Below are 14,355 nucleotides of genomic sequence, written 5' to 3' on the forward strand. Positions count from 1 at the left end.
ACCCCTCAACCTCCCCGTCCGTTTCGCCTTGTCCGGTTGGGTGCCCCCCCCCCCCCCCCCCCCCCCCCCCCCCCCCCCCCCCCCCCCCCCCCCCCCCCCCCCCCCCCCCCCCCCCGCTACTCAGTTGGGATGTCGGGGGAGTCGCATAGGGTGGGAGCATGGTCAACCAACGCGTAGTGTTCGTCCACGGCGCAGGCAACTTCGGCGCCGCCGCCTGGCCTCGCCAGCACGGTATGGCACTCGCCTACGATGCCTTGTTCCTCCGCCGCCACGGCTACGATCCCACCGCGGAACCCGTCGAGGCGTCCTTTGCCGAGGACACCAAGATCATCCTGGCAGCGCTGGCCGACGACGGCCGAGGCACCTTGGGCGGTCATGTTGTGGCCCATGCGCAAGGGGCCGTTGCGGCCATGATGGCCGCCGTCGAACGCCCGGATCTGGTGCTTTCCCTCACCCTGGTGGAGCCTGCGTGTCTGTCGCTGACCGCAGGGCTGCCCGCTACTGCGGCGCACATCGCCATGATGCAACCTCTCTTTGACGCGCGGCACCAACTCAGCGACGACGACTTCCAGCGCGAGTTCGTCCGCCGGGTATACGCCACCGACCTGCAGGAACCTGCCACTGCCGAAGCCAAGCGGTCCGCCAAACGCCTCCGCCTGCAAGCACCCGCCTGGGAAGCGCCGCTGCACATTGTGCCCGGTGTTCCTACCTTTGTCCTGACGGGTGGTTGGGAGCCGCTCTACGAAGAAATTGCGGGGTACCTCCGGGAAACCGGCGCCCAACATTGCACCACAGCGGGCGGGCACCGGCCCCAGGATTCTGCAGAGGGCGATCGCGCCATTCGCAACTTCATCAGCGGTGTCAGCGGCCGGCAGGCCAAGGCTTCCTAGAACTCCCACCCGTGGTAGCTGCCGAGCCGCGGGGGCGCCTAGCGCAAAGGCGGCACCGCAGGTTCGGGTAGATAGACCTTCCCGCCCGAGGCCAGGAACTCGTCGCTCTTCGCCCGCATCCCAGCCTCGCGTGTCGCCACCTCAACCACTGTTGCCTGCGCCGCTGCCGAGCCGTATTCGTCCCTGATGTCTTGGCTGATGCGCATGGAGCAGAACTTGGGCCCGCACATGGAGCAGAAATGCGCGGTCTTTGCCGGTTCCGCCGGCAAGGTCTCGTCATGGAAGGCTTCGGCCGTGACGGGGTCCAGCGACAGGGCGAATTGGTCCCGCCAACGGAACTCGAACCGTGCCTTTGATAGCGCGTCATCCCGTTCGTTGGCACCAGGATGGCCTTTCGCCAGGTCTGCGGCATGCGCGGCGATCTTGTAGGTGATCACACCGGTCTTCACGTCGTCACGGTTCGGCAGGCCCAGGTGCTCCTTCGGCGTGACGTAACACAGCATGGCGGTGCCGTAACGAGCAATTTCCGTGGCGCCGATGGCCGAGGTGATGTGATCATACCCAGGCGCAATGTCCGTCACGAGCGGGCCCAGCGTGTAGAACGGGGCGCCCTTGCACAGTTGCTGCTGACGTTCCACATTTTCCCGCACCAGGTGGAAGGGGATGTGGCCCGGGCCCTCCACCATTACCTGGACATCGAATTCCCAGGCTCTCTGTGTCAGTTCGGCAAGGGTGTCCAACTCTGCGAACTGTGCCGCATCATTGGCGTCAGCCGTGGCGCCCGGGCGGAGGCCGTCACCGAGCGAAAAGGCCACGTCGTATCGGGCAAAAATTTCGCACAGCTCGTCGAAATGTGTGTAGAGGAAGTTCTCCTGGCGGTGGGACAGGCACCACCCGGCCATGATGGAGCCGCCACGGGAAACGATGCCCGTCACCCGATTGGCGGTCAACGGCACGTAGCGCAGCAACACTCCGGCGTGGATGGTCATGTAGTCCACACCCTGTTCGCACTGTTCGATCACCGTGTCACGGAATATCTCCCAGGTCAGCGCGTTGGCCTCACCGTTGACCTTCTCGAGCGCCTGGTAGATGGGGACGGTGCCGATCGGTACGGGCGAGTTGCGGATGATCCATTCGCGCGTGGTGTGGATGTCGTCTCCGGTGGACAGGTCCATGACGGTATCCGCGCCCCACTGCGTGGCCCACTGCAGCTTGTCCACCTCGTCGGCGATGGAACTGGTCACCGCGGAATTGCCGATGTTGGCATTGATTTTGACCAGGAAGGCTTTGCCAATGATCATCGGTTCGGATTCAGGATGGTTGATGTTTGCTGGAATGATCGCCCGTCCGGCAGCAACTTCGGAACGCACCAGCTCCACGTCGCAGTTCTCGCGCAGGGCCACGAATCGCATTTCGGGAGTGATGGTGCCCTGCCGGGCGTAGTGCATCTGCGTCACGGTATGGCGGCCGACGGCGCGGCGGGGCGACGGCTGTTTGCCCTTCCACTCAGCAGACGCTGCTCCGCGGCGGACGGCCGACCTGCCGTCGTCGTGCAGGTTCCGCTCCCGTCCGCCGTATTCTTCGGTGTCCTGGCGAGCCGTAATCCATTCCGTCCGCAGCGCTGGCAGCCCACGCACGGGGTCGCTGCCTGGCCCAGCAGTGCGGTACGTCCTGAACGGTGCGTTGACGGCGCCGCCAGGGGAGGGCTCCAATGCGATTTCCGTCACGGCCACCCGGATCCCCGCCGCCGCATCTTCAACGTAGGCCAGCGAGTGGGAGGCCAGCGAACGGGTTGCAGGGTTGTCGTCCGGCACTGCTGTGCTGGACGGTTTTTGGGCAGAGCTGAATGGGGCTTCTGATGTAGTCACCGAATACTCACTTCCTTCGCCGGCATTACCCGGACAGGTTCGACGGTCGCAGGCTGCGTCAGCCCGATCTCAGCCCTTGCAGGGGCACCCGTGTGGTCTCCAAGAAGCTACCACACCTGCCGGTGGTGACTGCTGGCGTGGCCTCGGTGCTAGCCTGCAGGCGTGATGGAGATCGAATCGGGCACCCGACCTGCCAACTTTGGCCGGAAGCAGCCAGCGTGAGGCATGTTGTCGAGTTTTCCGGCCCGATCCTGACCGGGCCGGAAACAATTCGGCATGGACTGTGGTCGGTGGACGGCGTCTTGACCTTCACCAAACCGGTGGAGGATGCGGCGCAGGTGCTGCCGGGCTGGGTGATGCCCGGGTTCGTGGACGCGCATTGCCACCTCGGCCTGGGACCTAGCGGTGCGGTGAGCCAGGACGAAGCCGAGTCCCAGGCCCGGACCGACCGGGACGCCGGCACCCTTCTGGTCCGCGACGCTGGCTCGCCCCTTGACACCCGCCGGTACCTTCGGGGTTTTGCCGCCGAGGTGGAGCCAGACCAACTCGTGGACACGGTCCGGCAGCAGGCGCGCGACGGCGACGGTTGGGTCAAACTCGTGGGCGACTGGATTGACCGGGACGCCGGCGACCTGGCGCCTTCCTTTCCTGCCGCCGTCGTCCGCGATGCCATCGCTGCGGCCCACGACGAGGGCGCCCGGGTCACGGCGCACTGCTTCGCCACCGAGACATTGGACCAGATGCTGGACGCTGACATCGACTGCATTGAGCACGCCACCGGGCTGCAGTCCCGGCACCTGCCGCGTTTCGTGGAGCAGGGCGTGCCGATTGTGCCGACGCTCATCAATATCGCCACATTCCCGGAAATCGCTGCGGCCGCCGAAGCGAAGTTTCCGCGGTATGCGGCGCACATGCGGTCGCTCTGGGAAGGCCGCACCGAACGGGTCCGGGCCGCGTTCGACGCCGGCGTGCAGATTTTCGCTGGCACTGATGCGGGCAGCGTCATCCGGCACGGCCGCATCGCCGAGGAGATCCTGGCCCTCCACGCCGCGGGGCTGCCGATCACCGCCGCCTGGACGCGGCAACCTGGGCTGCCCGGGAATGGCTGGGAGCAGGCGGGCTGCGCGAGGGGGAGCGGGCCGACGTCGTGGTCTGTGCCGAAGATCCCCGGCTGGTGCCGGAGACCATCACCCGGCTGGCACATGTGGTGCTGGCAGGGACTGTCATACGCTGAGCAGCGAGCGGAATAAATTGAAGCTTCAAGTACTTGATACGGTAGAAGGCCGCCACACCCCGAAGGCCCGGATCTCAGGGAGTATGTAATGACCACCGCCAACCATAGCCAGGACCTCCTGCCAGCCGACCTCGCCATGGGCGCGGTGATGCTGAAGGTGGGTGACATGAAGGTGATGACGGACTACTACCAGCGCGCCCTGGGGCTCGACGTGGTGGCGGAACAGGATGGTGGGCTCTACCTGGGTCGGCGGCAGCAACCCGTGGTGCACCTGGCCCCCGCACCTGGCTTGACCCTCCCCGGGCGGGGAGAGGCGGGGCTCTTCCATACGGCCCTCCTTTTCGAGGACCAGGCGGCGCTAGCGGCGACGGTCCTGTCCGCCGCCCAGGTGGAACCCCGCTATTTCACCGGCAGCGCAGATCACCTGGTGAGTGAGGCGTTCTACTTCAACGATCCCGAAGGCAACGGGATTGAACTCTACTGGGACCGGCCGCGCAGCAATTGGTCGTGGAACGGTACCGACGTGGTCATGGACAGTCTGGCCCTGCCGCCCCAGCGCTACCTGGAGCAGCACCTCACCGAACAAGCCGTCAGCGACCAGCTCGGAACGAGCGCCGGCATTGGCCACGTGCACCTCCAGGTGGGTGAGGTCCAAGCCGCCCACGACTTCTACGTTGGCGTTCTGGGCTTCGAGAAAACGGCTGGCTGGCACGGCCAAGCGCTCTTCGTCTCCGCAGGTGGCTATCACCATCACATGGCCATGAACGTCTGGAATAGTCGCGGTGCTGGCCCCCGCAAGGACACGCTCGGCCTGGGGGAAGTGCTGATCCAGGTGCCGTCAGTGGACGACGTCGGCGCTCTCGCCGACCGCCTGAACGTCGCCAGCGTTGCCGCTCACCACACCGGACTGGAGCTGCGGTTCGATGACCCGTGGCGCAACAGCATCCGGGTGGCGGTGGCCTGAGCGGCGTCCTCCGCCGGTGTGTACTAGGCTGATTTTGAACGAGCCGGGGGCGTGGCAGGACACCCCGGCGGGCCGTACCGCCAAAGAGAATGAGGGCATTTCCCATGGGCTTCACCGAGATTTTTGTGGCCACCCATGACGCGGCGCTCAAGCGCGCCACCGTCTTGGATGCCGGCGGCCAAGCTGCTGCCGCACAGTCAGTACGAATCCCCGAGATCACCGATTTTGAGGTGGAACAGCTCGGTGACCTCGCCGGAACTGCCGTCCACGCCGGCGGCGCTGACTACGAGCTGACCCTGGTGGACGTTGCCAGCGATTCGCTGTTGGCCGTGCCCTCCGCAATGGTCCGCGCACTGGCTGACCTGCTCACCTATGAGGTCGAAGGCGACGGTAACGTGCTTGAGGACGTTGCCCAGCAGTGGGCCGGCCAGGACGAGATGCCCTTCGGCGCCGATCAGGCCACCGTGTTGGTGCAGCAGATGGCGGCTCTCGCAGGCGCCGTGGACGACGCCGACCGGACCGGACTGTACGTCTGGTCAGCCTGAGCGTCCCGTCGCAGTCCGGGCGGGCTGTGGCGCGGCGCACGAGTGTCGAGTCGAAATCCAGGCGTTGATCTGGCACAATAGACAGGTACTCGATCCGCGTGGCCCCTCTCTCCGCGTCCGGATCCTGTCCTTTGAACCTTCAAGTATGGCCCGCCCCACGGGTGCAGAACGTAGGTTCGCCCCATTTCTGACACAGGAGTGACCACAAAAGTGGCCGTAAAGATTCGCCTTAAGCGCTTTGGCAAAATGCGCGCACCGTACTACCGCATCGTCGTCGCCGATTCACGCACCAAGCGTGATGGCCGCGCCATCGAAGAAATCGGCAAGTACCACCCCACCGAAGAGCCTTCGTACATCGAGGTCGACTCTGAGCGTGCACAGTACTGGCTCTCCGTCGGCGCACAGCCGTCCGAGCAGGTTGCTGCCATCCTCAAGATCACCGGTGACTGGCAGAAGTTCAAGGGCCTGCCGGGTCAGGAAGGCACCCTGAAGACCAAAGCTCCGAAGGTTCCCTTCGTTGTACCCGAGAAGAAGTCCGTGATCATCCCGGAAGCCATCACCAAGAAGGCAGCCAAGGCTGACGCAGACGCTCCGGCCGAAGCAGAGACCACCGAGGCCGAGTAAGTTGCTGGCAGACGCGCTCGAACACCTGGTCCGCGGAATCGTTGATTCCCCGGACGATGTCAAGGTCAGCTCGAAGAACAACCGCCGCGGGGACACCCTCGAGGTACGCGTTCATCAGGAAGACCTTGGCAGGGTGATTGGCCGTCAAGGCCGCACGGCCCGCGCACTGCGCACCGTGGTGGCCGCCCTGGCAGACGGTGAGCCGGTGCGTGTCGACGTCGTCGACACCGACCGCCGCCGCTGATCGCCTCGCACTTCAGCTTTAGCTCCGGCCCCTCCACCACTGGTGGAGGGGCCGGAGTGCTTTTTACCCCAACCAAGTTTTCAACTCCGGAACAGAGGAACTCATGCAGCTTCAGGTGGCGCGTATCGGCAAACCCCACGGCATTCGCGGGGAAGTCACGGTCCAGGTCCTGACCGACGCTCCTGGTGACCGCTTTGTCCCGGGAACCGAGTTCGTGGTGGAACCCGCCTCGGCCGGTCCGCTGACAGTCATCAGCGCACGCTGGAACAAGGACATCCTGCTGCTTGCTTTCGACGAAATCGTGGACCGCAACCAGGCTGAGACCATCCGCGGCGCCAAGCTCTTCGTCGAAACTGATGAGCTGGCCGAAGACGATGACGAAGGCTGGTACGAGCACGAACTCGTGGGCCTGGAAGTTCGCGTGGGTGGCCACGTGGTGGGCAAGATCGCGGCGTTGAACACCATGCCAGTGCAGGACCTGCTGATGGTGACCACCCCGGAAGGTACTGAGATCCTGGTGCCGTTCGTGGAGCAGATTGTTCCAGAGGTCAACGTTGAGGGTGGCTACATCCTTGTCACGCCCCCTGCCGGGCTCTTCGAAGTCAACGCCGACGACGCCGAGACCCCCGAAAGCCCGGAAGGCACCGCCTAGATGCGCATCGACGTCGTCAGTATTTTTCCCGAGTATCTGGCGCCGCTGGAACTCTCGCTGATTGGCAAGGCCCGTCAGGATGGGCTCCTGGACTTGAATGTCCACGACCTGCGGACGTTCACCACTGACAAGCACCGGTCTGTGGACGACACTCCCTACGGCGGTGGGGCGGGGATGGTCATGAAGGCCGAACCGTGGGCGCAGGCACTCACCGTGGTGGCGGAACTGCACCCGGACGACGGCGGCAAGCCGGTCCTGATCGTGCCCTCGCCCGCGGGGGAGCGCTTCAACCAGGCCCTGGCCTATGAGTTGGCCGAGGAGAAGCACTTGGCCTTCGCGTGCGGCCGGTATGAGGGAATCGACGAACGGGTCATCGAGTGGGCTCAGGAACACTTCACGGTCCGCCCTGTCAGCTTGGGCGACTACGTCCTTAACGGCGGCGAGGTGGCGGTGCTTGCCATGGTCGAGGCTGTGGGCCGGTTGCTGCCAGGTGTGGTAGGCAACCCCGAGTCACTGGTCGAGGAATCGCACTCTGATGGGTTGCTGGAGTACCCCGTCTACACCAAGCCTGCATCCTGGCGTGACCGGGAGGTGCCGCCCGTCCTGCTGAGTGGCAACCACGGCAAAATCGCCCAGTGGCGCCGCCATCAGCAATACGCGAGGACAGCGGATCGCCGTCCCGATCTGCTCGCCGGCTTCGACGCCGGCTCGCTGCCCCGCGCGGACCGCACCGAACTCCATCACCTGGGGTACGACGTCGTGGATGGCCAGCTGGTGCGCCGCGACGACGCCTGATTGGCTCAACCCGGCCAGCTGTGGCAAAATTGGTCCTTGTGTCTACTGGGTTCGCGCCTGCCACAGGGGGAGCGTTACCAACAGCCAAGACAACTGGCCTCGACAAGCATTGCCGAGGGCTAGAACCACTTACCTTTCGGCGGTCATTTCCGGTGTGCACTTGCGCCCGGGCTTAGCCGCCGTGACCCAAAGTGAATGACCTGTGGCGTTCACCAGGAGTGCAATCATGCATATTCTCGACTCCGTCGATGCAGCTTCGCTGCGCACTGACATCCCCGCGTTCCGCGCAGGCGATAACCTCAAGGTGCACGTCAACATCATCGAAGGCAAGAACTCCCGCGTCCAGGTATTCCAGGGCTTCGTCCTGGGCCGCCAGGGTGACGGCGTCCGCGAGACCTTCACGGTCCGCAAGGTCTCCTTCGGCGTCGGCGTGGAGCGTACCTTCCCGGTACACTCCCCGATCATCGACAAGATTGAGGTTGTCACCAAGGGTGACGTTCGCCGCGCCAAGCTTTACTACATGCGCGCACTGCGCGGTAAGGCTGCAAAGATCAAGGAAAAGCGCGACTTCAACACCGCCAAGTAAGTCCCTTCCGGACCTGCAAGGCCGGGCCACAGCCGTATTCGGCCAGCGCCGGAGCCTCGTCGCACCAGCGCTCAGGATATTGACTATGGACCACACAAAACGCCAGTCCCGTACCAGGGGCTGGCGTTTTGTGTTGCTGGCACTGGTCCTTGCGGTCCTGATCAGTGGCCTGGTTCGTTCCCTCTGGGTGGATGTGTACTTCATTCCCTCCGAGTCCATGGAACCCGGTCTGGAAGGCGGCGATCGCATCCTGGTGTCCCGGACGTCGTTCCAGAGTGAGCCGATCCAGCGCGGTGACATTGTGGTGTTTGACGGCCGGGGAACATTTGCGCCGTTGAACAGCGGCAAGGGTGCCGCCGTCGACGCTGTTGCAGGCCTCACCCAGTGGCTGGGGCTGACCGGCAGCGACACCACCTACGTCAAACGGGTGATTGGGCTGCCTGGGGATACCGTGGTGTGTTGTGACGCCGCCGGGAAGGTGACCGTCAACGGAGTGCCCCTTGATGAGCCGTACCTCTACCCCGGGGACGTTCCCAGTACGCAGAAATTCAATTCGACCGTTCCTGCTGGCAGGCTGTGGCTGATGGGGGACCATCGGTCCGTCTCGGCTGACTCCAGAAGCCTCCTGGGCGCCCCGGGGGGCGGAATGGTACCGCTGGACCGGGTTATCGGCCGACCGATCCAGATCGTTTGGCCACTTGATAGATTTGCAGCAGTAGCTCGTCCGCCTTCGGTCGGAACCACACCAGAGAACGGACAATAGATGCCCGAGAACAACGCGGGGCCGTTCGAGCCGCGCCCCGACGGCGCATCGGAAGACCACGACGGCGGGCAGGGAACCGGAGCGACACCGCCCAGCAGCAGAGCCGCGGCCAAGGCCGCCGATTCGGCAAAGTCCGGCGGCAGCTCAGTCCTGACCTGGCTCAAGGAAGTGGCCACGGTGGTGGCCATCGCGGTCGTTTTGTCCTTCCTGATCAAGACGTTCCTGTTCCGGGCCTTCTTCATCCCGTCCCCCTCCATGGTGGAAACCCTGGAAGTGGATGACCGGATCTTCGTCAACCTCCTGGTCCCTGAGCCGTTCGGCCTGAACAGGGGAGACGTGGTGGTGTTCCGCGACACCAAGGGCTGGCTGCCAGCAGCCCCCGAGGAAGCAGCGGGCCCATTTTCCTGGGTGCAGGACAGCCTCACGTTCGTTGGTCTCCTGCCGGACAATTCAGAGCAGCACTTGGTCAAGCGCCTCATCGGCCTGCCAGGTGACCACGTGGTGTGCTGCGACGCTGGCGGAAAACTGACCATCAACGGCACCCCCATCGATGAGGCGTACATCAACCCTGCCGAAATTCCGGTGGTGCGCGACTTCGACGTGGTGGTTCCGCAAGGCAAGATCTGGGTCATGGGTGACAACCGCAACCACTCTGCCGACTCGCGGGCCCACCAGGACACTGACGGTGGATTCATCGACATCGCGGACCTCGAAGGCAAGGCCGCTGTCATTGCCTGGCCGCTCAATCGCATCAAGGCCCTCGATAATTATCCGGACGTGTTCCGGGACGTTCCAGCGCCCTAGCCATGGCCGATCTATCCGCACCGCAGGCTGTTGCTGCGTCTCGGGCGAAGGCAGTCCGGTCAAAGGCACCCGTCCGGTCCAAAGCTCCTACCCTGCGGTTTGAGCGCACCTTCAAAGCCCAAGGCGTCCGCTACCTTGCGGGGGTGGACGAGGTAGGCCGCGGGGCCCTCGCTGGTCCTGTGAGCGTGGGTATCGCCGTCGTGGACCTGGAACGGCAACGTTCGCTGCCCGGGGTGAAGGACAGCAAGTTGCTGAGCGTGAGCGAACGTGAGCGGCTCGAACCGTTGGTGCGGCGCTGGAGTGTGGCGTCCGCCGTCGGGCATGCCACGGCTGCCGAAATCGACGCGGTGGGCATTATCGCTGCGCTCCGGCTGGCCGGGACCCGGGCCTGGCACACGGTACTGGGTTCGGGCGTGACGCCTGACATGGTGCTCCTGGACGGTAGCCACAACTGGCTCTCGCCCGCGGCCCAGGACTCGCTCTTTGACACGCCGGTGCTCGACCTGGCCTGTGAAGCTCCGGTGTTCACCAAGATCAAGGCTGACATGCAGTGCCTCAGCGTGGCCGCCGCGAGCGTCATTGCCAAGGTGGAGCGGGACCAGGCCATGCGGGAGCTGCACGCGCAGATTCCGGACTACGGCTGGGACGTCAACAAGGGTTACGCCACGGCAAGCCACCGCGATGCCATCCGAACGGCCGGGCCGTCCAGGTACCACCGAGTCAGCTGGCGGCTGCTGGGCGGCGAATTGCAGGACGCCGGTGACGCCTCGGCATAACCGGGCGCACAGATGGTGCAAGATGGAAGCATGAGTGCCGAGGATCTTGAAAACTATGAAACTGACATGGAGCTGCAGCTCTACCGTGAATACCGCGATGTTGTCAGTCTGTTCAGTTACGTTGTCGAGACCGAACGGCGTTTCTACCTGGCCAACCACGTGGACCTGCAGGCGCGCAGCTCCGACGGTGAAGTGTACTTCGACCTGACCTTGCAGGATGCCTGGGTGTGGGACGTTTACCGCTCTGCCCGGTTCGTGAAGAGTGTCCGTGTCCTGACGTTCAAGGACGTCAACGTGGAAGAACTTCCGCGCAATGAGGAGCTGGCCTTGCCCAAGGATGTTGACCTGGGGAACTAGCGTTTTGGTGGACACTGTTCCTCCACATCCCTGGTAGTCCACATAGGATTTTTCTGTCCTCCTTTCCGGCCTGAGGTCCTTCAGGCTGGTGGTGGAGGTGGACCATGAAGGCCAAAGATGTGTTGGGTCGCCGGGGCGAGGTGCTTGCTGCCGGTTACCTGGAATCCCTGGGGATGTTGGTGCTGGAGCGGAACTGGCGCTGTCCTGACGGTGAGATAGATATTGTTGCCCTGGATGGGGACGCGCTGGTCATCGCGGAGGTGAAGACGCGGCGGTCCCTGGATTACGGGCATCCATTTGAGGCGGTGGGCCCGGACAAGCTGGCCCGGTTGCATCGGCTGGGGTCGGCGTGGTGCCGGGACCGGGAAGTGCGGGTGCCGTTGCGCCGGGTGGATGTTATTGCCGTGCTGGACGACGGCGGCGGCTCACCCGTCGTGGAACACCTCAAAGGGGTGGGGTGATGGCCCTCGGTCGCACCTACTCCATCGCCCTGGTGGGGCTGAACGGCTACCTCGTGGAGGTAGAAGCCGACATCGGCCAGACCCTGCCGGCGTTCATTATTCTCGGCTTGCCAGACGCGTCTCTCAACGAGGCTAAAGAGCGCATCAGATCCGCTGCCAAGAATTCCGGTATCCCCCTGAGCCACCGTAAGATCACGGCAAACCTGATCCCGGCCTCGTTACCCAAGCGCGGTTCAGGGTTTGACTTGGCCGTGACCATGGCGGTGCTTCGGGCCGCCAACGACGTCAAAGCCTCCGGAAAGACGGTCTTCATCGCGGAGTTGGGCCTTGATGGCAGGTTGCGTCCGGTCCGTGGCATCCTTCCTTCTGTGATGGCTGCGGTGCAGGCTGGCTACCCGGACATTGTGGTGGCGCAGGCCAACTACGCTGAGGCGGCTCTGGTGCCTGGCGCCAACGTGCACGGCTACCGGACCTTGGCGCGCCTGGTCCTCGACTTCGGCGCCAAACCGGAGAAGTTGGCGTTGGATTTCGAGCCTGACGATCCAGAAGAACCCTCGGATGCTCGGGCTGAGCCCCGGGTAGCTCCCGACATGGCAGACGTTTCGGGCCAAGGCGAAGCCAGGCGGGCCCTCGAGGTGGCGGCCGCGGGCGCCCACCACCTACTGCTGACCGGCCCGCCAGGGGCGGGTAAGACCATGCTGGCAGAGCGGTTGCCGGGGCTGTTGCCCGACTTGGCAGACCAGGAAGCCATGGAAGTCACGGCCATCCATTCGTTGTGCGGGCTGCCCAGTTCGGCGGCGCAGTTGTTGCGGCGGCCACCCTTCGAGAACCCGCACCACTCAGCGACCGCGGCAGCCATCATCGGCGGTGGATCCGGGGTACCGCGTCCCGGGGCTGCGTCCCGCGCTCACCGGGGCGTTCTGTTCCTTGACGAGGCGCCGGAATATGAGAGTAGGGTCCTTGACGCACTCCGGCAACCCCTGGAGAGCGGTGAACTGGTCATTCATCGATCCGCCGGCACTGCTGCCTATCCGGCCCGGTTCCAGCTGGTCCTGGCAGCCAACCCGTGTCCGTGCGGGAAGGCGAGCGGCAAAGGCCTCGACTGCACCTGCACGCCAATGGCCCGGCGGCGTTACCTGTCCAGGCTGTCCGGGCCACTGCTGGATCGAGTTGATATCCAACTCCAGGTGGATCGGGTGTCCCTCGCCGAGTTTGGCCAAGCAGGGGCCGAAGAGGCTACCAAGCCGATAGCATTGCGGGTCCTTGCCGCCCGGGTCCGCCAGCGTGAACGGCTGGCCCTCTTCGGGCTGGAGACCAATTCACAGGTGCCTGGCCGGATTCTGCGCGGCGACCTCCGCCTGGCACCTGCCGCCACGCGGATCCTCGACCACTCACTGGAACGCGGTATTCTGACGGCCCGCGGCTACGACCGGGTGCTGCGGTTGGCTTGGACGCTCGCAGACTTAGGCCTGCGAGACGTGCCGGACGGCAACGACATTGGCCAGGCTCTCGGATTACGCCAGGCTGCGGCGGTGGCAGCATGATGGCCACGGGTGTCCAAGACGAACGCATCGCCCGTGCCGCGCTGTCCCGGTTGATGGAGCCCCAGGATGCCGCGGGCCTGGCGCTGGTGCAGATCGCTGGCGCAGTCGACGCCCTGCGGATCGCCACTGGCGAACTGGCGGCTGGGCCGGAGCTGGAACGCGAGATGACGGGTCTGTTGGCCGCCAGTGGACCGTCCTCCAGTTGGTCGGGCTTGTCGGCGGCGCTCAAGCGGTGGCTGCCCAGGACGCCGGACCTGGCGCCAGAACGGGACCTTGCCAGCATGGCACGGCTGGGCGGCAGGGTGATTATTCCCTCTGATCCGCTGTGGCCGGAACAGCTGGCAGACCTGGGTCTCCAAGAGCCGTTGTGCCTGTGGTGGCGCGGCGAGGAACAACCGCTGCCGCCGATGGACCGGTCAATTGCGTTGGTGGGATCGCGGGACAGCACCAGTTACGGTGCATCCGTTACCGGGGACATGGCCTACTCATTGGCGCAGCGGGGCTTCACGGTGGTCTCTGGAGGTGCGTATGGGATTGATGCCCATGCGCATCGAGCCGCGTTGGCCGGCGCCACTGATTCGGTCCCCACCATTGCTGTGATGGCCGGGGGAGTAGACCGCTTCTATCCGTCAGGCAACGAGGACCTGCTTCGCGGGGTGGCTAACCGTGGCGCGGTCCTGGCCGAAGTTCCGCCGGGCTCCGCGCCCACCCGGTATCGATTCCTGCAGCGAAATCGTCTCATCGCGGCGTTGGCAGCGGTGACAGTGGTGGTGGAGGCGCGATGGCGGTCTGGGGCTTTAAACACGGCACATCATGCAGAGGCTCTGGGGCGGGCGGTGGGTGCTGTTCCGGGATCTGTCCACAGCGCCAACTCCGCCGGCTGCCACCGGCTGCTCCGCGATGGCGGTGCTGTCTGCGTCACGGAAGCTGCGGAAGTTGCTGAACTGGCGTCTCCCAGCGGCCAGGCCCTGCCGGACGCCAAGCCAGAAACCGCCCAAGTGCAGGACGGGCTCACCCTCGAAGACCTAATCCTCCTCGACGCCTTGCCGCTGCGGTCCAGTACCTCGGTGGAAAAACTCGGGGTAGTGGCAGGACTCAGCGTGGATTCCGTTCGCGCGGGCCTTGGACGACTGGGCCTGCTGGGACTTGCCGTCTCGGAACGCGGCGCCTGGAAACGCGGAAAGACAGGGCCATGAAGCTGCGTGTCTGAGCAGGCATGTCGTAGCCATTTGAGAGAGTAGAAACGTG

Annotated in this window: 16 protein-coding genes, 1 pseudogene and 1 riboswitch; of the genes and pseudogenes, 16 read left to right on the plus strand and 1 reads right to left on the minus strand. The window is 64.8% G+C overall.

The window, feature by feature from the left end:
* Positions 1-158: 158 nt before the first annotated feature.
* Positions 159-890 (plus strand): alpha/beta fold hydrolase, encoded by a 732-nt coding sequence (locus tag PSET11_RS14645; protein WP_124093074.1) that lies wholly within the window; start codon positions 159-161, stop codon positions 888-890.
* A gap of 38 nt (positions 891-928) precedes the next feature.
* Here the strand turns inward: PSET11_RS14645 and thiC are convergent, their stop codons facing one another.
* A complete protein-coding gene (thiC, locus tag PSET11_RS14650; RefSeq protein ID WP_238989184.1) occupies positions 929-2,704 on the minus strand; it encodes a phosphomethylpyrimidine synthase ThiC in 1,776 nt (591 codons plus the stop codon).
* A 48-nt stretch (positions 2,705-2,752) separates the two neighbouring features.
* A riboswitch (TPP riboswitch) is annotated at positions 2,753-2,860 on the minus strand.
* A 116-nt stretch (positions 2,861-2,976) separates the two neighbouring features.
* Here thiC and PSET11_RS14655 point away from each other — a divergent pair.
* The 15 genes and pseudogenes from PSET11_RS14655 (at position 2,977) to dprA (ending at position 14,303) form a co-directional block, all read left to right on the plus strand.
* Positions 2,977-3,992 (plus strand): annotated as a pseudogene (locus tag PSET11_RS14655) (amidohydrolase family protein).
* Between the two features lie 88 nt (positions 3,993-4,080).
* Entirely contained in the window at positions 4,081-4,956 is an 876-nt protein-coding gene (locus PSET11_RS14660; protein WP_124093076.1) for a VOC family protein, read from the plus strand.
* Positions 4,957-5,060: 104 nt separating this feature from the next.
* Positions 5,061-5,501: a hypothetical protein gene (locus tag PSET11_RS14665; protein ID WP_203415993.1), complete on the plus strand. Its 441-nt coding sequence runs from the start codon at positions 5,061-5,063 to the stop codon at positions 5,499-5,501.
* A 210-nt stretch (positions 5,502-5,711) separates the two neighbouring features.
* Positions 5,712-6,125, plus strand: a complete 414-nt coding sequence (rpsP, locus tag PSET11_RS14670) for a 30S ribosomal protein S16 (RefSeq protein ID WP_124093078.1) — start codon at positions 5,712-5,714, stop codon at positions 6,123-6,125.
* Between the two features lies 1 nt (position 6,126).
* Complete coding sequence (locus tag PSET11_RS14675; protein ID WP_124093079.1) at positions 6,127-6,369, plus strand: RNA-binding protein; 243 nt, start codon at positions 6,127-6,129, stop codon at positions 6,367-6,369.
* Between the two features lie 103 nt (positions 6,370-6,472).
* Complete coding sequence (rimM, locus tag PSET11_RS14680) at positions 6,473-7,021, plus strand: ribosome maturation factor RimM (protein ID WP_124093080.1); 549 nt, start codon at positions 6,473-6,475, stop codon at positions 7,019-7,021.
* Entirely contained in the window at positions 7,022-7,816 is a 795-nt protein-coding gene (gene trmD / locus PSET11_RS14685; protein WP_124093081.1) for a tRNA (guanosine(37)-N1)-methyltransferase TrmD, read from the plus strand.
* A 226-nt stretch (positions 7,817-8,042) separates the two neighbouring features.
* Positions 8,043-8,402, plus strand: coding sequence for a 50S ribosomal protein L19 (gene rplS / locus PSET11_RS14690; protein ID WP_124093082.1), 360 nt, complete (start codon positions 8,043-8,045; stop codon positions 8,400-8,402).
* Between the two features lie 85 nt (positions 8,403-8,487).
* Positions 8,488-9,165, plus strand: a complete 678-nt coding sequence (gene lepB, locus PSET11_RS14695) for a signal peptidase I (protein WP_124093083.1) — start codon at positions 8,488-8,490, stop codon at positions 9,163-9,165.
* Complete coding sequence (gene lepB, locus PSET11_RS14700; RefSeq protein ID WP_124093084.1) at positions 9,166-9,969, plus strand: signal peptidase I; 804 nt, start codon at positions 9,166-9,168, stop codon at positions 9,967-9,969.
* Between the two features lie 2 nt (positions 9,970-9,971).
* Positions 9,972-10,745, plus strand: coding sequence for a ribonuclease HII (locus PSET11_RS14705; RefSeq protein WP_124093085.1), 774 nt, complete (start codon positions 9,972-9,974; stop codon positions 10,743-10,745).
* A gap of 30 nt (positions 10,746-10,775) precedes the next feature.
* Positions 10,776-11,102 carry a DUF2469 domain-containing protein gene (locus tag PSET11_RS14710; RefSeq protein WP_124093086.1) on the plus strand — a complete coding sequence of 109 codons (327 nt, stop codon included), beginning with the start codon at positions 10,776-10,778 and terminating at the stop codon, positions 11,100-11,102.
* A gap of 104 nt (positions 11,103-11,206) precedes the next feature.
* Complete coding sequence (locus PSET11_RS14715; protein WP_124093087.1) at positions 11,207-11,563, plus strand: YraN family protein; 357 nt, start codon at positions 11,207-11,209, stop codon at positions 11,561-11,563.
* Positions 11,563-13,107 carry a YifB family Mg chelatase-like AAA ATPase gene (locus PSET11_RS14720; protein ID WP_124093088.1) on the plus strand — a complete coding sequence of 515 codons (1,545 nt, stop codon included), beginning with the start codon at positions 11,563-11,565 and terminating at the stop codon, positions 13,105-13,107. Before PSET11_RS14715 ends, PSET11_RS14720 begins: the two co-directional genes overlap by 1 nt.
* A complete protein-coding gene (gene dprA / locus PSET11_RS14725) occupies positions 13,104-14,303 on the plus strand; it encodes a DNA-processing protein DprA (protein ID WP_124093089.1) in 1,200 nt (399 codons plus the stop codon). Before PSET11_RS14720 ends, dprA begins: the two co-directional genes overlap by 4 nt.
* The last annotated feature ends 52 nt before the right edge of the window (positions 14,304-14,355 follow it).

The sequence above is a fragment of the Arthrobacter ulcerisalmonis genome (genome assembly GCF_900609065.1).
Classification (GTDB): domain Bacteria; phylum Actinomycetota; class Actinomycetes; order Actinomycetales; family Micrococcaceae; genus Arthrobacter; species Arthrobacter ulcerisalmonis.